Source organism: Angustibacter peucedani, assembly GCF_054779595.1.
The window spans coordinates 34,900-52,141 of the sequence record NZ_BAAGXY010000009.1 but is presented as its reverse complement, the minus strand read 5'-3'; the positions used below and the strand labels follow the sequence as shown (position 1 = coordinate 52,141).

At 73.6% G+C, this 17,242-nt stretch carries 18 protein-coding genes; 7 read left to right on the top strand and 11 right to left on the bottom strand.

The features are described from left to right. Positions 1-32 precede the first annotated feature (32 nt). On the bottom strand, positions 33-329 hold the full coding sequence (gene groES / locus ACYVJ4_RS03135) for a co-chaperone GroES (protein ID WP_460458651.1): 297 nt from the start codon (positions 327-329) through the stop codon (positions 33-35). 225 nt (positions 330-554) lie between these two features. Here groES and ACYVJ4_RS03130 point away from each other — a divergent pair, with 225 nt between their 5' ends. Together ACYVJ4_RS03130 and ACYVJ4_RS03125 are read left to right on the top strand one after the other, a co-directional pair. Continuing rightward, the gene (locus ACYVJ4_RS03130) at positions 555-776 is read left to right on the top strand and encodes a biotin/lipoyl-binding carrier protein (RefSeq protein ID WP_460458650.1); all 222 of its coding nucleotides are present in this window, start codon (positions 555-557) and stop codon (positions 774-776) included. Positions 777-790: 14 nt separating this feature from the next. Beyond that, the gene (locus ACYVJ4_RS03125) at positions 791-2,002 is read left to right on the top strand and encodes a THUMP-like domain-containing protein (protein ID WP_460458649.1); all 1,212 of its coding nucleotides are present in this window, start codon (positions 791-793) and stop codon (positions 2,000-2,002) included. A 16-nt stretch (positions 2,003-2,018) separates the two neighbouring features. On the opposite strand, the gene ACYVJ4_RS03120 is transcribed toward ACYVJ4_RS03125, so the two are convergent. Together ACYVJ4_RS03120 and ACYVJ4_RS03115 are read right to left on the bottom strand one after the other, a co-directional pair. Continuing rightward, a complete protein-coding gene (locus tag ACYVJ4_RS03120; RefSeq protein ID WP_460458648.1) occupies positions 2,019-3,302 on the bottom strand; it encodes an MFS transporter in 1,284 nt (427 codons plus the stop codon). Positions 3,303-3,336: 34 nt separating this feature from the next. Further along, positions 3,337-4,362: a nucleoside hydrolase gene (locus ACYVJ4_RS03115; protein WP_460458647.1), complete on the bottom strand. Its 1,026-nt coding sequence runs from the start codon at positions 4,360-4,362 to the stop codon at positions 3,337-3,339. 96 nt (positions 4,363-4,458) lie between these two features. Between ACYVJ4_RS03115 and ACYVJ4_RS03110 the strand changes: the two genes are divergently transcribed. Further along, entirely contained in the window at positions 4,459-5,952 is a 1,494-nt protein-coding gene (locus ACYVJ4_RS03110) for an MFS transporter (protein WP_460458646.1), read from the top strand. Positions 5,953-5,968: 16 nt separating this feature from the next. After that, positions 5,969-6,523 (top strand): dihydrofolate reductase family protein, encoded by a 555-nt coding sequence (locus ACYVJ4_RS03105; RefSeq protein WP_460458645.1) that lies wholly within the window; start codon positions 5,969-5,971, stop codon positions 6,521-6,523. A 6-nt stretch (positions 6,524-6,529) separates the two neighbouring features. Here ACYVJ4_RS03105 and ACYVJ4_RS03100 read toward each other — a convergent pair whose 3' ends face one another. The 4 genes from ACYVJ4_RS03100 to ACYVJ4_RS03085 form a co-directional block, all read right to left on the bottom strand. Further along, complete coding sequence (locus ACYVJ4_RS03100; protein WP_460458644.1) at positions 6,530-6,709, bottom strand: hypothetical protein; 180 nt, start codon at positions 6,707-6,709, stop codon at positions 6,530-6,532. 1 nt (position 6,710) lies between these two features. Next, the gene (locus ACYVJ4_RS03095) at positions 6,711-7,946 is read right to left on the bottom strand and encodes a saccharopine dehydrogenase family protein (RefSeq protein WP_460458654.1); all 1,236 of its coding nucleotides are present in this window, start codon (positions 7,944-7,946) and stop codon (positions 6,711-6,713) included. Positions 7,947-8,023: 77 nt separating this feature from the next. Beyond that, positions 8,024-11,863 carry an ATP-dependent RNA helicase HrpA gene (gene hrpA, locus ACYVJ4_RS03090; RefSeq protein ID WP_460458643.1) on the bottom strand — a complete coding sequence of 1,280 codons (3,840 nt, stop codon included), beginning with the start codon at positions 11,861-11,863 and terminating at the stop codon, positions 8,024-8,026. 126 nt (positions 11,864-11,989) lie between these two features. Next, positions 11,990-12,454: a hemophore-related protein gene (locus ACYVJ4_RS03085; protein ID WP_460458642.1), complete on the bottom strand. Its 465-nt coding sequence runs from the start codon at positions 12,452-12,454 to the stop codon at positions 11,990-11,992. Positions 12,455-12,582: 128 nt separating this feature from the next. Here ACYVJ4_RS03085 and ACYVJ4_RS03080 point away from each other — a divergent pair, with 128 nt between their 5' ends. Then, positions 12,583-13,053 carry an NUDIX domain-containing protein gene (locus ACYVJ4_RS03080; RefSeq protein ID WP_460458641.1) on the top strand — a complete coding sequence of 157 codons (471 nt, stop codon included), beginning with the start codon at positions 12,583-12,585 and terminating at the stop codon, positions 13,051-13,053. A gap of 19 nt (positions 13,054-13,072) precedes the next feature. On the opposite strand, the gene ACYVJ4_RS03075 is transcribed toward ACYVJ4_RS03080, so the two are convergent. From ACYVJ4_RS03075 to ACYVJ4_RS03065, 3 genes are read right to left on the bottom strand one after another with little or no spacing between them, the layout of a single operon-like run. Then, a complete protein-coding gene (locus ACYVJ4_RS03075; protein ID WP_460458640.1) occupies positions 13,073-13,618 on the bottom strand; it encodes a dihydrofolate reductase family protein in 546 nt (181 codons plus the stop codon). Between the two features lie 35 nt (positions 13,619-13,653). After that, the gene (locus ACYVJ4_RS03070; protein ID WP_460458639.1) at positions 13,654-14,037 is read right to left on the bottom strand and encodes an MmcQ/YjbR family DNA-binding protein; all 384 of its coding nucleotides are present in this window, start codon (positions 14,035-14,037) and stop codon (positions 13,654-13,656) included. A gap of 9 nt (positions 14,038-14,046) precedes the next feature. Beyond that, positions 14,047-15,018, bottom strand: a complete 972-nt coding sequence (locus tag ACYVJ4_RS03065; protein ID WP_460458638.1) for an EamA family transporter — start codon at positions 15,016-15,018, stop codon at positions 14,047-14,049. Positions 15,019-15,056: 38 nt separating this feature from the next. Between ACYVJ4_RS03065 and ACYVJ4_RS03060 the strand changes: the two genes are divergently transcribed. Next, entirely contained in the window at positions 15,057-15,596 is a 540-nt protein-coding gene (locus ACYVJ4_RS03060) for a CGNR zinc finger domain-containing protein (protein WP_460458637.1), read from the top strand. Positions 15,597-15,627: 31 nt separating this feature from the next. Here ACYVJ4_RS03060 and ACYVJ4_RS03055 read toward each other — a convergent pair whose 3' ends face one another. Next, the gene (locus ACYVJ4_RS03055; protein WP_460458636.1) at positions 15,628-16,419 is read right to left on the bottom strand and encodes an SDR family NAD(P)-dependent oxidoreductase; all 792 of its coding nucleotides are present in this window, start codon (positions 16,417-16,419) and stop codon (positions 15,628-15,630) included. A gap of 52 nt (positions 16,420-16,471) precedes the next feature. On the opposite strand from ACYVJ4_RS03055, the gene ACYVJ4_RS03050 reads away from it, so the two are divergent. Further along, the gene (locus ACYVJ4_RS03050) at positions 16,472-17,212 is read left to right on the top strand and encodes a phosphotransferase family protein (RefSeq protein WP_460458635.1); all 741 of its coding nucleotides are present in this window, start codon (positions 16,472-16,474) and stop codon (positions 17,210-17,212) included. Positions 17,213-17,242 lie beyond the last annotated feature (30 nt).

The following is a 17,242-nucleotide window of genomic DNA, read 5'->3' as shown; positions in this document are numbered from 1 at the left end:
GGTGCGTGGTGCGGGTCAGCGACCCGCGGTTGTCACTTCTCGACGATCGCGAGGACGTCGCGGGCGGAGAGGATCAGGTACTCCTCGCCGCCGTACTTGACCTCGGTGCCGCCGTACTTGCTGTAGATGACCTTGTCGCCGACCTGGACGTCGAGCGGGACGCGGTTGCCGTTGTCGTCGATACGACCCGGACCGATCGCCTTGACCTCGCCCTCCTGGGGCTTCTCCTTGGCGGTGTCCGGGATGACGAGGCCCGAGGCCGTCGTGGTCTCGGCCTCGACGGCCTGGACGACGATGCGGTCCTCGAGCGGCTTGATGCTGACCGACACTTGCTGACCTCCCCCTTCGGGAATGTCGCGGGTTGACAGTGGTCTGGTGGGGGCCGTCGCGCCGCCGTCGCGGGGGTCGGTGCGGGGCGTCCCGTTGGCACACTCGAGGTGAGAGTGCCAACGCAGAATCTATGCCTGCGGTTAGCACTCGGTCAACCTGAGTGCCAGCACCGGAGGGAGTGACAGGATGGGCGCCCGCCCCGCCCCACGACCCCCGGAGGACCGATGAGCCAGCGAGTCGAGGCCGAACTCGTCGCCAACGTGATCAAGGTGCTCGTGGCACCCGGCGACACCGTGGCGGTGGGTGACATGGTCGTGCTGCTGGAGTCGATGAAGATGGAGATCCCGGTCGAGGTCGAGTGGGCCGGCACCATCAGCGAGGTCGGCGTCAGCGAGGGCGACGTGGTGAGCGAGGGCGACCTCATCGTCGTCGTCGACGACAAGTAGGGACGACGACCCTGGTGCCGTCCGACCTCGCCGGCCTGCGCACGCTGCTCACCCCCGAGGGGTGGGCGCTGCTGGAGTCGCTGCCGCCGTACGACGAGAAGCTCGCCATGCCGCTCGGCGAGCGGCTGCGCGGCGAGGGCCACGACCCGGCGCTCGTCGCCGCCGCCCTGACCCAGTCGCGGTTGCGCGCGAAGGCGCACGACAAGCTCGGCCCGTTCGCCGACGCCATGCTGCTCACCCCGGACGGCCTCGAGCAGGCCACCCGGCTCTCGGTCGCCGCCCACCACGCGCGCCGGTACGTCGGCGCCGGCGTCCAGCGCGTCGCCGACCTCAGCTGCGGCCTCGGCTCGGACGCCATGGCGCTGGCCGGTCTCGACCGGGCCGTGCTGGCGATCGACGCCGACGAGCTCACCGCGGCCTTCGCCACCATCAACCTGCGGCACTGGCCGGACGCGGAGGTGCGCTGCCACGACGTCACCACCCTCGACCTCGAGGGCATGCTCGAGCCCGGCGACGGCATCTGGCTCGACCCCGCCCGCCGCACCACCGGCAAGGGCGGGGGCTCGCGCCGCACCTTCGACCCCGAGGCCTTCTCGCCGCCGTACTCGTTCGTGCTGGACGTCGCCTCGCGCTTCCCCGCCACCGGCGCCAAGCTCGCGCCGGGCATCGCGCACCGGCTGCTGCCGGACGACGCCGAGGCGCAGTGGGTCTCGGTCGGCGGGGACGTCGTCGAGTGCGCGCTGTGGACCGGGCGGCTGGCGCGCGAGGGCGTGCGGCGCAGCGCGCTGCTGCTCGACGGCGCCGGGTCGATGCACGAGGTCCTGGACGACGGCAGCAGCGAGCGCCCGCCGGTGGGCCCGGTCGGGGCGTTCCTGCACGAGCCGGACGGCGCCGTGGTGCGCGCCGGTCTGGTGGGCGAGGTCGCCGCGCAGCTCGGCGCCCGGCTGGTCGACCCGACGATCGCTTACCTCACGACGGACGCGCCGTCGTCCTCGCCACTGGTGCACTCGTACGCGGTCGAGGAGGTCATGCCGTTCCACCTCAAGGCGCTGCGCGCGGTGCTGCGCGACCGCGGCGTCGGCACGCTGACCATCAAGAAGCGCGGCAGCGCCGTAGACCCGGTGCAGCTGCGCCGCCAGCTGCGGCTCACCGGCGACGCCGAGGGCACGATCGCCCTGACCCGCGTCGCCGGCCGCCCGCACGTGCTGGTGCTGCGCCCGCTCTGATCCAGCCGTGGCGCCGTCAGCCGGTGTAGTTGACGACGCCGTAGCGCTCGCGCGTGCGCAGCGCCCACGCCGCCGCCGGCACGCTCGCCAGGCCGGAGGCCAGCACCACCGCGCCGAGCACCCACCAGCCGGGTCGGCCCCAGTCGATGCACAGCAGCGCGATCAGCGGCGGCCCGACGATGCCCGAGAACGAGAAGCTCATGCCGGCGAAGCCCTGGTACTGGCCCTGCCGCTCGCGGGGCGCCAGCCCCATCTGCAGCCCCCACTGGCCGCCCGACCCGATCATCTCGCCGACGACGTGCACCCCCGCCCCGGCGAGGACGAGCACCACGGCGAGCCAGGTGCTGCGGCCGTCGGCGAGCGAGATCAGCACGAACCCGGCGAGCACCCAGCCGCCGGCGATCGCGAGCGCCCGGGCCGAGGTCATGACCGACGTCGCGCCACGCGAGAGCCGCACCTGCAGCAGGGCGACCGACACCGTGTTGACCAGCAGGACGACGGCCACCAGCGCGTGCGGGGCGCTGGTGCGCTGCGCGACCCACAGGGGCACGGCGAGCTCGAGCACCAGGAAGTGCAGCGCGAACACCCCGGTGACCAGCGAGACCACGACGTACGGGACGTCGCGCAGCACCTGCAGCCGCGGCTGGCCCTGCTCGCGCTCGGGCGCGGGGTCGAGGTGCGGCAGCCGGCGCAGGGCGAACGACGTCACCACCCAGGTCGTGGCGTCCAGCGCGAAGACCGACAGGTAGGCCCACGGCCGGTCGACCGCGAGCGCCACGCCGCCGAGCAGCGCACCGAGCGAGATGCCGACGTTGGTGACGGCGCGCAGGTAGGCCTTGAACGCCACCGCGCTGCCGCCCTCGGCCAGCCGGGCGATGACCCCGCCGCGCACGGCGCTGGCCCCGCGGTCGAACACCGCCTGCACGCCGAGCACCGCGCAGAGCAGCCAGATGTTGCGCGTCACGAGCAACCCGAAGGTGACCAGCCCGCTGACCGTGGTGAGCCAGCAGAGGATCTCGCGCGGGCCGCGGGTGTCGCCGAGGTGGCCCAACGGCACCTGGAAGAGCATCCCGCTGATCGCGGCCACCGACAGCGCGAGCCCGACCTGCGTGGCCGGCAGCCCCACCGCGTGCGTGAAGTAGAGCGCGAACGTCGTCATGGTGGCGCCGTTGCCCCCGGTGTTGACCAGGGTGGCGAGGGCGAGCGTGCGCAGGTCCGGGTCGACCGGGATGCCGCGGTGCGTGAGGCGGGCCGGCACGGCGGCCGGGGCCTCGCTGCTCGCGGGATCGCCGATGCTCACGAGACCTCAGTCTGCTCAGGCCAATATCTTGATGTCAAACTACCTGCCCGCCGCCCGGCGCAGCCGGGCGGGCGACCGCCGTCCGCCACAGCGCCGCCCAGCGCTCGCCGTCGACGCCCAGCGCGACGTCCACGACCTGCGGCGCGAGGCCGTGCGGGTCGTGGTCGAGGTCGCCGACCCAGGAGCGCTGGTCGACGACGGTCTGGCCGCGCGTGCGCGCACCGGTCAGCTCGACGTGCACCGCGAGGGGACGGGTCTGGAGGCCGTCGGGATCGACCACCGACAGCACGGCGCCGGCGTCCCCGACCGTGGCGCTCGGGGTGTCGAACCGCCGGCACTGCGCGTCGACGAGCGCGCCGGCCAGCCGCGTCGCGGGGTCGGCGCTCGTCATCAGCTCGCGGGCCTCGGCCTGCGTCACCCGGACGTCGTAGAAGACGTCGAGGCCGTACATCGTCACCGGCACGCCGAGCTCGCCGCACGCGTCCAGGACGACGGACGCCGCCTCGGGGTCGTGCCAGACGTTGAACTCCGCGGACGCCGTGGCGTTGCCGACCGCGGCCGCGCCGCCCATGAAGACCAGGCGCAGCAACCCTTCTGCCGCCTCGGGATAGGTGCGCAGCAGCAGTGCCACGTTGGTCAGCGGACCGAGCGGCACCAGGGTCACCGGCTCGGCGCGCGCGGCGGCGTCGAGCAGCACGTCGCGCAGCAGCTCGACCGCGTGCCGGGGGTCGGGCGAGGCGGTCACCAGGGGCAGCTCGAGCGCCGCGTGGTCGAGGTCGCCCATGCCGTCGTCGCCGTGCACGTGCCGGGCCTCGCGCGCCGGCTCGAGCAGCGGCCGGGTCGCGCCCCTCGCCACCGGGACGTCGGCGCGCCCGGCTGCCGTCAGCACGGCCAGCGAGTTGCGCACGACCTGGTCGACGTCGGCGTTGCCCGCCACGCAGGTGACCGCTCGCAGGTCGAGCGCCGGGTGCCGGGCCGCGAGCAGCAGCGCGCACGCGTCGTCCAGGCCGGTGTCGACGTCCAGGACGACGGGGGTGCGCCGCGGCGCGGGGTCGCTCATGACCCCCATCCTGCCGAAGGCGGACATTTCAGCGCGCGCGCCACCACGACGCGGCGTACGTTCTCGGGCGCCCCCGACCTGCCGCGAGGAGTTCGCATGAGTGACACGCTCGACCGCCAGCACGAGTCGTCCGGCGGCACGATCCGCAGCCTGATCCCGGCGCGCATCGACCGCCTGACCTGGGCGCCGTTCCACACCCGCATGGTGATCGCGCTGGGCACGGCGTGGGTGCTCGACGGCATCGAGATCACCATCGCCAGCGCCGTGGGGCCGGTGCTGCAGAAGCAGGAGACCCTGCACATGACGTCCACCGAGGTGGGCGCCATCGCGACGGTCTACCTGCTGGGCGAGGTGTTCGGCGCGCTCTTCTTCGGCCGGCTGTCGGACAAGCTGGGCCGCAAGAACCTGTTCATCGTCACGCTGGCCGTCTACCTGGTCGGCAACGCGCTGACGGCGCTGACGTGGAGCGGGGGCACCACGGGCCTGATCTTCTTGTACGCCACCCGGTTCATCGCCGGAGCCGGCATCGGCGGCGAGTACGCCGCCATCAACTCGGCCATCGACGAGATGATGCCGGCGAAGTACCGAGGACGCGTCGACATCGCGGTCAACGGCACGTACTGGGGCGGCGCGGTGCTGGGCACGCTCGGCACGTTCATCCTGCTGAACCACATGCACCCCAACGTGGGCTGGCGCATCGGCTTCCTCATCGGCCCGGTGCTCGGCGCGATGATCTGGAACCTGCGCCGCCACCTGCCCGAGAGCCCGCGCTGGCTGATCATGCACGGGCGCGAGCAGGACGCCGAGGACAACATCGCGACCATCGAGCGCGAGGTCGAGGAGTCGGGTCAGACGCTGGCCGACGTCGACGAGAGCCAGGCGATCGAGGTCAAGCCGGCCGACGACCACGGGTTCATCACGCTCGCGAAGGTGCTGTTCCAGCACTACCCCGGCCGGTCGGTCCTGGGCGCCAGCCTGATGATCACGCAGTCGTTCCTCTACAACGCGATCTTCTTCACCTACACGTTGGTGCTCACCAAGTTCTACGGCGTCGACGAGGCCGACGCGCCGCTGTACCTCATCGCGTTCGCGGTCGGGAACCTCGTCGGCCCGCTCACCATCGGGCACCTGTTCGACACCATCGGACGACGCAAGATGATCGCGGGCACGTACATCCTGTCCGGCGTCCTGCTGGCAATCACGGCCTGGCTCTTCGACGCGGGCGCGCTCAACGCCATCACCCAGACGCTCTGCTGGTGCGTCATCTTCTTCTTCGCCTCCGCCGGTGCGAGCGCCGCCTACCTGACGGTGAGCGAGATCTTCCCGATGGAGGTGCGCGCCAAGGCGATCGCGGTCTTCTTCGCGATCGCGCAGACCTTCGGCGCCATCGGCCCGGTGTTCTACGGCCACCTGATCGGCGAGGGCGAGGACCCGGGCAAGCTCTTCATCGGCTACCTGATCGGTGCGGGCGTCATGGTCGTGGGCGGGCTGGTCGAGGTGTTCCTCGGCATCGACGCCGAGGGCAAGTCGCTCGAGGACGTCGCGACGCCGCTGTCGGCCGTGCGAACCCGCCCCCGGGCCACGGGCTGAGCCGTAGGGTGGGCGCGTGGGACGCCTGAGCTTCACCGCCATCACCTCGCTCGACGGGTACGTCGCGGACGCCGAGGGCCGCTTCGACTGGTCGATGCCCGACGAGCAGGTGCACGCGTTCGTCAACGACCTCGAGCGCGGGATCGGCACGCACCTCTACGGCCGCAGGCTCTACGAGGTGCTGGTCGCGTGGGAGACGCTCGACGTCGAGGACAGCCCGATCATGGCCGACTACGCGCAGATCTGGCGCGGCGCCGACAAGGTCGTCTTCTCGCGCACGCTGCAGGAGGTCGGGAGCCGTCGCACCACCATCGAGCGCGAGCTGGACGTCGAGGCGGTGCGCCGGTTCGTCGACGAGCAGCCGGACGACGTCTCGATCGGCGGTCCCACGCTGGCGGCCGAGGCGCTGCGCGCGGGGATCGTCGACGACGTCCACCTGCTGATGTCACCGGTGGTCGTCGGCGGTGGCACCCGTGCCCTGCCGGACGACGTGCGGCTCGACCTCGAGCTGGTCTCGGAGCGGCGCTTCGACAACGGCGTCGTGCACCTGCACCACCGCCTGCGGCGGTAGCGCTCCTCAGCTGCGGCGGCGCAGGCCGGTCACCACGAGGGCCAGGCCGACCACGGCGACGACCGGTCCGACGACGGCCCAGGTGGTGACGCCGGTCATCGAGCTGCCGCCGATCCAGCCCATGCCCTGGCCGAACCACACCGCGCCGACCACGAGCAGGACGACGCCGATCGCCACCCGCAGCACGTCAGGCCCCGACCCGCTCGGCGGCGAGCTCGAAGCCCGCGCCGCGCAGCCGCTCGACGAGCGCGTCGCCGATGCCGGTCGCCGGGGTCAGCACGCCCGCGGCGTCGGGCAGGCCTTCGCCGACGGCCAGCGCCACCGCGGCCTCGCCGAGCATGACGGCCGTGGCCGCGTAGCCCGGATCGCCTTGCGCGGCAACGGTGCTGACGTACTGGGCGCTCGTGGTCGTGGTGCCGTGCACCTTCATGCGGAAGAAGCCGGCCGCGCGGCTCTCGGCGCTCGGGCCGTCACCGGGCGCGGGCAGCACCCGGTCGAGCAGCGCCCGGGCGGGCTTCTTGGTCATGCCGACGACCACGGCGCCGAGACCCGCGGTCACCGCGTTGGCGACGACCGGCGCGCTGCGGCTGCGGCCGTAGCCCGAGAGCTCGCGGTAGCGGAACCGACGTCCGTAGGCCCAGCCCTGCAACGCGTTGCTGCGCCTCACGATCCGCGTGTTGTACGACGCCATGACGAACGGGCCCAGCCAGCCGCCGAGGCGGTCGTTGCGGAAGACCTTCACCGAGTCGCGCTCGTCGCCGAGGTCGGGCTCGGCGGCGCGGTCGGGGCTCAGCGCGTAGGGGTCGACGACGACCTTGCGCAGCGAGCGGTCGGCCAGCATCGCGTCGACCTGCCCGCGCATCGAGTCGATCGTGCCGCCGCTGAACCCGCCCTTCATGCGCGCGACCAGCGTGGTGTCGGTCAGCTCGCCCGCGCCGTCCGCGACCACCTTCTCGTGCAGCAGCAGGACCCCGAGGTCGGACGGCACCGAGTCGAAGCCGCACGAGGTGACGATGCGGGCGCCGGAGGCCTTGGCGTCGGCGTCCACCTCGTCGACGAGCGTGCGCACGAAGAGCACCTCGCCGGTGAGGTCGGCGTAGTGCGTGCCGGCCGCCGCGCAGGCCTTCGCCAGCGGCACGCCGTAGCGCGCGTACGGCCCGACCGTGGTGGCGACCACCCGGGTGCGGGCCGCCAGCGCCGCCAGCGCCTCGTCGTCCGCGCCGTCGGCCACGATCACGGGCCACGCAGCCGCGGCCTCCCCGAGCCCGGCGCGCACCGCCTCGACCCGCTCCTTCGAGCGGCCGGACAGCCCGACCCGCAGCCCGGACGGCGCGTGGCGGGCCAGGTGCTCGGCGACCAGCCGGCCGACGAACCCGCTGGCGCCGTGGACGACGACGTCGAGCTCGCGGTCGTCGTCGGGCACGCTCCACGGACGGTTGGCACCCGTCGGTCGCTGCTCGTCGGGGTCGCGCGCGCTCATCACACCATCAGGTCCGGACGTCATGCAGCGACGATGGCACGGTGGATGCGCTGCGGCGACACGGGGTGCGCGGTTCGCATGGTCGGTGCGAACAGGCTCACCCTGAGCTCCTCGACCATCCACCGCACGTCGAGCAGCGCCGCGGAGGGCTCGCGGCCGGCCGGCACCCGGGCGAGCGCGTCGTCGAGCTCGGCCTGCGCCATCTCGACCTGGGCCTGCGACGTGCGGTCGCGCGCCGGGTCGTCGGGCAGCCGGTCGAGGCGCACCGCCATGGCCTGCAGGTAACGCAGCAGGTCGGGCAGGCGAGCCGCGCCGGCCCGCGTGACGAAGCCCGGCCCGACCAGCCGGTCGAGCTGGGCCTGCAGGTCGGTCATGGCGGGCAGCAGCTGCATCGACGTCGTGCCGCGCAGGCGGGCCTGGACGTCGAACGCCGCGGCCAGCACGCGCTCGACCCGTTCGACGACGTCGAGGGTCTGCTGGTCGAGCTCGGCGCCGACGGCGCGGCGCAGGCCCTCGAACGCGTCGGCGTCGCGCACGCCGTCGGCACCGCCCTGCCGCTCGACCAGGACGTCGACCGCGGCGTCGGTGCAGTCGTCGACCAGCTCGGTGGCGCTGGCGTGCTGGGCCCGGCTCAGCACCAGCTTGGCGGCGTTCGACAGCTGCGACAGGACGTACGGCACGGGTGGACGGACGCCGAGCCGCACCAGCCGCCGGACGCCGGCCCGGTGCGCCGCCTCCGCCTCGGCCGGCGTCGTGAAGACCCGCAGCGCCACCGTCGCCCCCGCGTCGACCAGCGCCGGGTAGCCCTCGACCGCGTGCCCCTCGACCACGGTGCGGTGCGTGCGGGGCACGGTGCCGACGTCCCAGGTGGTCAGGCCGGTGCGCTCGATGCTGTCCGGGCCCTGCGCGATCGCCTCGCGCAGCGTCGGCCGCAGCTGCTGCTGCAGCACGCCGAGGTCCTTGCCCTCGCCGAGGGTGCGGCCGCGCTCGTCCTCGACCCGGAACGTCACCCGCAGGTGCGGAGGCAGCGCGTCCGGCGCCCAGTCGTCGGGGTCGACCCGGGTGCCGGTGAGGTCCTCGAGGGCCGGGCCGAGGACGTCGAGCAGCGAACCGTCGTCCGGGCCGACCTGCCGCAGGACGTCGGACGCCCGGTCGGGCGCGGGGATCAGCCCGCGACGCACGGCCTTCGGCAGCCCGCGGATCAAGGCCGTGACGAGCTCGTGCCGCAGCCCCGGGATCTGCCAGTCGAAGGGGTGCGGGCCGAGCCGGCCGAGCACCGGCAGGGGCACGTGCACGGTCACGCCGTCGGCCTCGGTGCCGGGCTCGAACTGGTAGGTGACGGCCAGGTCGGTGCCGTGCGCCGTCCACGTGGTCGGGAAGTCCTCGTCGCTGACGCTGCCCGCGGTGTCGCGCACCAGCAGGTCGGGGGTGAAGGTGAGCAGGTCGGGCGTCTCGCGGCGCTGCGCCTTCCACCACGCGTCGAAGTGCCGGCCCGAGACCACGTCGGCCGGGATGCGGGCGTCGTAGAAGTCGAAGAGCACCTGGTCGTCGACCAGCAGGTCGCGGCGGCGGGCGCGCTGCTCGAGCGCCTCGACGTCGTCCAGCAGCGCCCGGTTGGCGGCGAAGAACCGGTGGTGCGTGCGCCAGTCGCCCTCGACCAGCGCGTGCCGCACGAACAGCTCGCGGGCCAGCGGGGGGTCGACCTGGCCGTAGCCGACGAGCCGGTCCGCGACCAGCGGGACGCCGTAGAGGAGCACCCGCTCGCGCGCCATCACCGCCGCCCGCTTGGAGCTCCAGAGCGGCTCGGAGTAGCTCCGGCGCACCAGGTGCGGTGCGAGTGCCTCGGCCCACTCGGGCTCGATCCGCGCCACGGTGCGACCCCACAGCCGCGAGGTCTCGACGAGCTCGGCCGCCATCACCAGCGTCGGCGGCTTCTTGGCCACGGCCGAGCCGGGCCAGATCGAGAAGTGCGCTCCCCGCGCGCCGAGGTAGTCGCGCGCCACCGCGTCGCGCAGGCCGACGTGCGACAGCAGCCCCGACAGCAGCGCGCGGTGCAGGCGGTCGGCGTCCAGGCCACCCTCGGCGTCGTAGCCGGACGAGCGCTCCAGCCCCAGCTGCTTGACGACCTGGCGCAGCTGGGAGTGCACGTCCTGCCACTCGCGCACGCGCAGGTAGTGCAAGTACTCGCTGCGGCACATCCGACGGAACGCGTTGCCCGACAACGCCTTCTGCTGCTCGCGCAGGTAGTTCCACAGGTTCAGCCAGGCCACGAAGTCGGACGTCGGGTCGCGGAACCGCGCGTGCTGCTGGTCGGCCTGCGCCTGGGCGTCGACCGGTCGCTCGCGCGGGTCCTGGATCGAGAGCGCAGCCGCCACGACCAGCACCTCGCGCAGGCAGCCCTCGCGGTCGCCCTCGAGCACCATCCGGGCCAGCCGCGGGTCGAGCGGCAGCTGCGCCAGCTGGCGTCCGGCCTTCGTCAGACGCTTGCGGGGGTCGGCCTGGTCGGGGTCGATCGCGCCGAGCTCGTGCAGCAGCTGGACGCCGTCGCGGACGCTGCGCCGGTCGGGCGGCTCGACGAACGGGAACGCCGCGATGTCGCCGAGCCCGATCGACGTCATCTGCAGGATGACGGACGCCAGGTTCGTGCGCAGGATCTCGGGCTCGGTGAACTCGGGCCGGGCGAGGAAGTCCTCCTCGGAGTACAGCCGGACGCAGATCCCTTCTGCCACACGGCCGCAGCGCCCCGCGCGCTGCTGGGCCGAGGCCTGCGAGACCTTCTCGATCGGCAGCCGCTGCACCTTCAGCCGGCGGCTGTAGCGCGAGATGCGCGCGGTGCCGGGGTCGACGACGTACCGGATGCCGGGGACGGTCAGCGACGTCTCGGCCACGTTCGTCGCGAGGACGACGCGTCGTCCGGTGTGCGGCTCGAAGACGCGGTGCTGCTCGGCCGACGACAGGCGCGCGTACAGCGGCACCACCTCGGTGTGCCGCAGGTCGAGGCCGCGCAAGGCCTCGGCGGTGTCGCGGATCTCGCGCTCGCCGGACAGGAACACCAGGACGTCGCCGGGCCCCTCCTGCGACAGCTCGACCACGGCGTCGCAGACCGCCTGCGTCTGGTCGCGATCGGGGTCGGAGTCCGGGTCGTCGGGGTCGACCACCGGCCGGTACCGCATCTCGACCGGGTAGGTGCGCCCCGACACCTCGATGACGGGCGCGTCGTCGAAGTGCCGCGAGAACCGCTCGGGGTCGATCGTCGCCGAGGTGATGATCACCTTGAGGTCGGGGCGCTGCGGCAGCAGCTGCTTGAGGTAGCCGAGCAGGAAGTCGACGTTGAGGCTGCGCTCGTGGGCCTCGTCGACGATGAGCGTGTCGTAGCGGCTGAGCAGCCGGTCGCGCTGGATCTCGGCCAGCAGGATGCCGTCGGTCATGACGCGCACCAACGTCTGCGGCCCGGCCCGGTCGGTGAAGCGCACGCTCCACCCCACGAGCTCGCCGACCGGCGTCCCGACCTCCTCGGCGATGCGCTCGGCCACGGTGCGCGCGGCGATGCGGCGGGGCTGGGTGTGGCCGATGACGCCCTCGACGCCGCGGCCGAGCTCGAGGCAGATCTTGGGCAGCTGGGTCGTCTTGCCCGACCCGGTCTCGCCGGCGACGATCACGACCTGGTGGTCGCGGACCAGCGCCGCGATGTCCTCGCGGACCGCGCTGACCGGCAGCTCGGGGTAGGTGATCTCCGGGACGCTCGCCCGGCGGGCCTCGACCTGCTCGGGGCTGAACCGCGGGGTCGACCGCGTGGGGGTCGACCGCCCGCCCCGGCGAGGACGACGACGTCCGCCCGACCGCCGCTGCGCCTCACCCACGACGTCCAGCCTAGGTGGCGGCGCCACCGGATTTCGCGCCGCGCCGCCCGTGGCCGGATCGCATGATCACTTCGGAGGTCCCTGTCCCCCGCCGTGATCATGCGATCGAGCCACCGCCGTGACCGGTCAGGACGTCGTCGAGCTCGCGTCCTTGCTCGCGTCCTTGCGGGCGTCCTTGCGGGCGTCCTTGCGGGCGTCGCGGCGGTCGTGGCGGGCCTCGCGCACGGTCTGGCGGAACGCGTGCCACGCCTTGGCGTCCGCTGGGTGCGCCTTCGCCCAGGCCTCGAGCTCGGCCTGGCGCTGGTCCTTCGGCAGACCGGCGGCCTTCGTCAGCTCGGCGACCACCGCGGGGTGGGCGTCGGCGAAGGTCTTCCAGGCGTCCAGCCGGGCGCCGAGGCGCTCGGCGGCCTTCGGGTGGGTGGCGAGCAGCTGGTCGAGCGTGGCCTGCTGGCTGCTGGTGAGGCCGCTGGCGGTCGAGCTGCTGGCGGTGGCGGCGGCGTTCTCGCCGGACGCCGCCACGGCCGGCACGGCGACAGCGGCGCCGGAGATGAGCGCGGCGGCCAGGCCGGCCGCGATGGTGGTGCGTCGCACGGGGTCTCCTCGGTTCGGGGGCGACGCCGCGGTCGGTGCGACGTCGAGGACGACGCTAGGCGGCCCGTGTGCGACCGCCGTTGCCCGCGTGTTCGGGCTCTGCAAGGGATCTGCGCGATGCTGGACCGGTGACCACCCGCAGCGCAGGCCTCCTGCTGCACCGCCGCGGGCCGGACGGCGCCCGCGAGGTGCTGCTCGGCCACATGGGCGGCCCGTTCTGGGCGCGCAAGGACGACGGCGCGTGGTCGGTGCCGAAGGGCGAGCTCGAGCCCGGCGAGGAACCGCTGGCCGCCGCCCGGCGCGAGTTCGTCGAGGAGCTCGGGATCGACGTCCCGGACGGTGAGGTGCACGACCTCGGCGAGGTGCGCCAGAGCAGCGGCAAGGTGGTGACGGTCTGGGCGCTGGAGGGCGACCTGGACGTCGGCGCGGTCGTGCCCGGCACGTTCGAGCTGGAGTGGCCGCCGCGGTCGGGCCGCGTGCAGGAGTTCCCCGAGATCGACCGCGCGGCATGGCTGGACGTCGACACCGCCCGCACCAAGCTGGTGAAGGGGCAGCGGCCGTTCCTCGACCGGCTGCTGCAGCTGCTCGGGGAGGGCTGACGCGCGCGCGAGCGGCGGCTCAGGCCGGCTCGTACTCCAGGTGCACCACGCCGTTGTCGTAGACGTCGGCACCGGCCAGGGCGAGCGTGGTCGTGGGGACGCCGTCGGCGAACAGCCGCTGGCCGCTGCCCACCGCGACCGGGTAGACGAACAGGTGCAGGGCGTCGACGAGGCCGTCCTGCAGCATCGCGTTGACCAGCCGGCCGCTGCCCGAGACGTAGATGCCGCCGTCGGTCTCGTCCTTGAGCCGGCCGATCGCGGCCGGGTCGTACGCGCCGAGCAGCGTGCGCGGGCCCCAGTCGACGTCCGGCTCCTGCGCCCCCACGACGTACTTGTGCGTGTCGTTGAAGAACGGTGCGCCCGGGTCGTCCTCGACCGTGCGCGTCGACCAGGCCGGCGCGAACATCTCGTACGTCGACCGCCCCAGCAGGATCGCGGACGACGACCCCGTGATGTCGGCGAGCGTCTCGCCCATGCGCGGGTCGAAACCGAACGGCGCGGTCCAGGACGGGTTCTCGAAGACCCCGTCGAGCGCGACGAACTCGTGGACGGCGATGGTGCCCATGCTGCGACCTGCTCTCCCCGGTGACGTGTCCGCGCTCAGCCTGCCACGACGTCGTCGTCGGGGAGGTCGGCGGCGAGGTCGGCAGGGGCGCGCATGCGCCAGGCGTCGGTGACCAGCTCGGTCAGGCGCTCGACGTCGACGGCGTCGAGCCGCAGCATCACCAGCGGCCAGCCGTCGTAGTGCGAGGTGGTGAAGAAGGCGTCGGGCTCGCCGAGCACCAGCGCCTGCTTCTCGCCCTCGTCGCCGACGAAGAGGACCGCGACGTCGGTACGGATCACCCGCCGCTTGCCGGGCACGCGCTCGGGGTAGGACCACACGAACCCGTGCCCGCCGACGCGGAAGTCGAAGCCGTCGCTGTCGATCTCGACCACGTGCGGCAACGAGAGCGCGATCCGCCGGACGTCGGCGTCGTCAGCCATGGGCCCAGGCTAGGCGCCGGCACCGACGACGTCGCGCTCCCCGAGCTTGACGGCCACCACGCCGGCCAGCACGAGCAGCCCGCCGAGCAGTTGCACGGCGCGCGGCAGCTGGTCGAGCAGCACCCACGCGAAGAACACGCCTGCCAGCACCTCGAGCAGCGCCACGAAGGACGCGAGCCGCGAGCCCAGCCGGCGCCCGGCCGCGATGCCGGTGACGTAGGCGACCGCCGCGGTCACCAGTCCGAGCACGAGCAGCGGCACCCACCAGCCGATCGACGTCCCGGCGTACGTCGTCGACGTCCGGGCGGCGTGCATCGGCAGGACGCCGACCGCTCCCAGCAGCCCGAGCACCACGGCCCCGACCACCAGCCCGCCGGCCGCCAGCGCGATCGGCGGCAGCCCGCTGCCCTCGTCGGCCGAGATCACGAAGTACGTGGCCGCGCCGACCATGGCCGCGAGCGACCACAGCACGCCCGCGGTGCTGAGCGACGCACCCGAGAGCAGGTCGAGCACCAGCACCAGACCGACCGCGGCGAGCCCGGCGCCCAGCAGCGTGACGCGCCCAGGGCGCTGCCCGTGCCGCACCCACAGCCAGCCGACCACCGCGGCCGGGGCCGTGTACTCGATCAGCAGCGCCGGCCCGACCTGCATGGTCTGCACGGCCGAGAAGTAGCAGAACTGCGCGCCGGCGACGGCGAGCACGCCGTACAGGACGACGGTGCCGGCGTTGCGCCGCAACGCTCCCCAGCGACCGCGCAGGGCGACCAGGCCGAACGGCAGCACCACGACGGCCGCCACGCCGATGCGCACCAGCACGATCGCCCCGGCACTCCACCCGGTGTCGAGCAACCCGCGGGCGAGCGAGCCAGACAGCCCGAAGCTCGTCGCCGAGACGGCGGCGAGCAGGAGACCGGTGACGGTGCGGGACCGGACGGCTCGTGGCGGGACCAGGCCGGTCGTGTCATGGGCGAACGTCGTCATGGGCCATGACGCTACGCTGCCTGGTGTAACCTGTCAACGTGCTTTTCACCCATGACACGGAGATGTCGCTGCAGGCGGCGGTCCAGCTCGTCAACAGCGCCGAGCCGCCGGACACGCTGACGACCGAGGCGGACCTCGACGCGTTCTACCGGCAGTGGTCGTACACCGGCCGTCACGACCACGACCGCGCCGAGCTCGACGCCCTGCGCGACCTGCGGCCGGTGCTGCGCGGGCTCCTCACCGCCGACCGCGACCAGGCCGTCGAGCTCACCAACGCGGTGCTCGCCGGGGCCGGCGCGGTGCCGCAGCTGGTGCGGCACGAGGGGTTCGACTGGCACGTGCACGCCGTGCCCCCGGACGCGCCGTTCACCACGCGCGTGGCGGTCGAGACCGCCATGGCGATGATCGACGTGATCCGGGCCGACGAGCTCTCGCGGCTGGGCGTCTGCGCCGACGACACCTGCGAAGGGCTGGTCCTCGACCTGTCGCGCAACCGGTCTCGGCGCTTCTGCAGCACCGCCTGCGGCAACCGCAACGCCGTCGCCGCCTACCGCGCCCGCCGCGCGTCGTCCGCCTGAGCTCGTCCGCCCGCGTCGTCGGCCTGAGCCGTCAGGTCTCCTGCACCGAGTTGCCACCGTCCACCACGACGCACTGGCCGGTGACGTACGACGCGCCCGGACTGGCCAGCCACACCACGGCTGAGGCCACCTCCTCCGGCGAGGCGCTGCGCCCCAGCGGAACCGCGAGCGCGTGCTGCGCCTCGTGCGGCGCCTGCGACCCCGTCGCCACCCACCCCGGCGCGACGGCGTTCACCGTGACGCCGGCGGACGCGACGTCCAGCGCGGCTGCCCGTGTCATCCCCACCAGGGCCGCCTTCGCCGTGGCGTAGGCGACGTCGCCGGGCGTGGCCATCACCGGCCCGGTGAGGCTGGCCACCGTCACGACCCGGCCCCACCGCGCAGCGACCATCCCGGGCACCGCCGCCCGCGTGACCAGGAACGCCGTGTCGAGGTTGCGGCGCAACGAGGACGTCCAGTCGGCGGGCGACGTCGTGGTGATGCTGCCCGACCGCTCGTCCGGATCGGAGACCGACGTCATGCCGGCGTTGTTGATCAGGACGTCGACGCGTCCCCAGCGCGCGACCGCTGTGCGCACGAGGTCGTCGGCGACGTCCGGATCGGTGAGGTCACCGACGAAGGCACCGGCCTGCGCACCGGCCTGCGCCAGCTCGGCGGCGCGATCGCGGACCCGGTCGGACGTGGCCGCCACCAGCACGTGCGCTCCGCACCGCGCGAGCAGCCGTGCGCAGGCGAACCCGATCCCGCTCGCGCTGCCGGAGCCGGTGACCACCGCCACCCGGCCGCTGAGGTCGAGCTCCTCCGGGAGCAGGGGTCCGGGCACGGCAGGAGCGTACGCGGGCCACGCCCGCGGCTCGCACGCGATGATGAGCCACGTGCCGGACGACGTCGAGGTGGTGGTCGCCCACAGCGAGCGCGCGACGCTGCGGGTCGGCGAGGTGTTCCTGAAGGTCGACGCCGACGCCGCGCGCACCGACGTCGAGGTACGGGCGATGGACCTGGCCCCGGTGCCGACCCCGCGCGTGCTGTGGCGGAAGCCGCCGGTGCTCGCGCTCGGCGCCCTGCCCGGCGTACGCCTCGGTCACCTCGGCGAGCCGTCGCCGGCGTCGCCGGCGACCTGGGCGGCGGTCGGTGCCGCCGTCCGGGCGCTGCACGACGCTCCGTTGCCGCCCTGGACGTCGAACCAGGACCGCGACCGCGCGGCCCGGCTGGACGAGGAGTGCCGGTGGCTGGTCTCGAACGACGTCCTGCCCGCAGACCTGGTCGAGCGCAACCGCGAGCTGGCCCTGGGTGCAGTGCGGCCGTGGGCTCCCGTGTTCACCCACGGCGACCTGCAGGTCGACCACGTGTTCGTCGACGGCGGGGCGGTGACGGGGATCCTGGACTGGTCGGAGGCGGGTCAGGGCGATGCGATGTTCGACCTCGCGATCCTGACCCTCGGCGAGCCGGAGCGGCTCGACGACCTCCTCGTCGGCTACGGGTCGGACGTCGACCGCGACGCGGTGCGGGGCCACCGGTCGCTGCGCAGCCTGACGGCGATCCGCTGGTTGATCGAGCACGGCTTCGACCCGTTCCTGCCCGGCTGCGAGGTCGACGTCCTCCGCGCCCAGGTCTGAACCCGCCTGCACCCGCATCGAGTTGTGTGA

Bases quoted from the DNA above. Each gene is read 5' to 3' on its own strand.
- ACYVJ4_RS03130 (WP_460458650.1), top strand. From the start codon at position 555: ATGAGCCAGCGAGTCGAGGCCGAACTCGTCGCCAACGTGATCAAGGTG.
- ACYVJ4_RS03115 (WP_460458647.1), bottom strand. From the start codon at position 4,362: ATGAGCGACCCCGCGCCGCGGCGCACCCCCGTCGTCCTGGACGTCGAC.
- ACYVJ4_RS03110 (WP_460458646.1), top strand. From the start codon at position 4,459: ATGAGTGACACGCTCGACCGCCAGCACGAGTCGTCCGGCGGCACGATC.
- ACYVJ4_RS03075 (WP_460458640.1), bottom strand. From the start codon at position 13,618: ATGGGCACCATCGCCGTCCACGAGTTCGTCGCGCTCGACGGGGTCTTC.
- ACYVJ4_RS03070 (WP_460458639.1), bottom strand. From the start codon at position 14,037: ATGGCTGACGACGCCGACGTCCGGCGGATCGCGCTCTCGTTGCCGCAC.
- ACYVJ4_RS03065 (WP_460458638.1), bottom strand. From the start codon at position 15,018: ATGACGACGTTCGCCCATGACACGACCGGCCTGGTCCCGCCACGAGCC.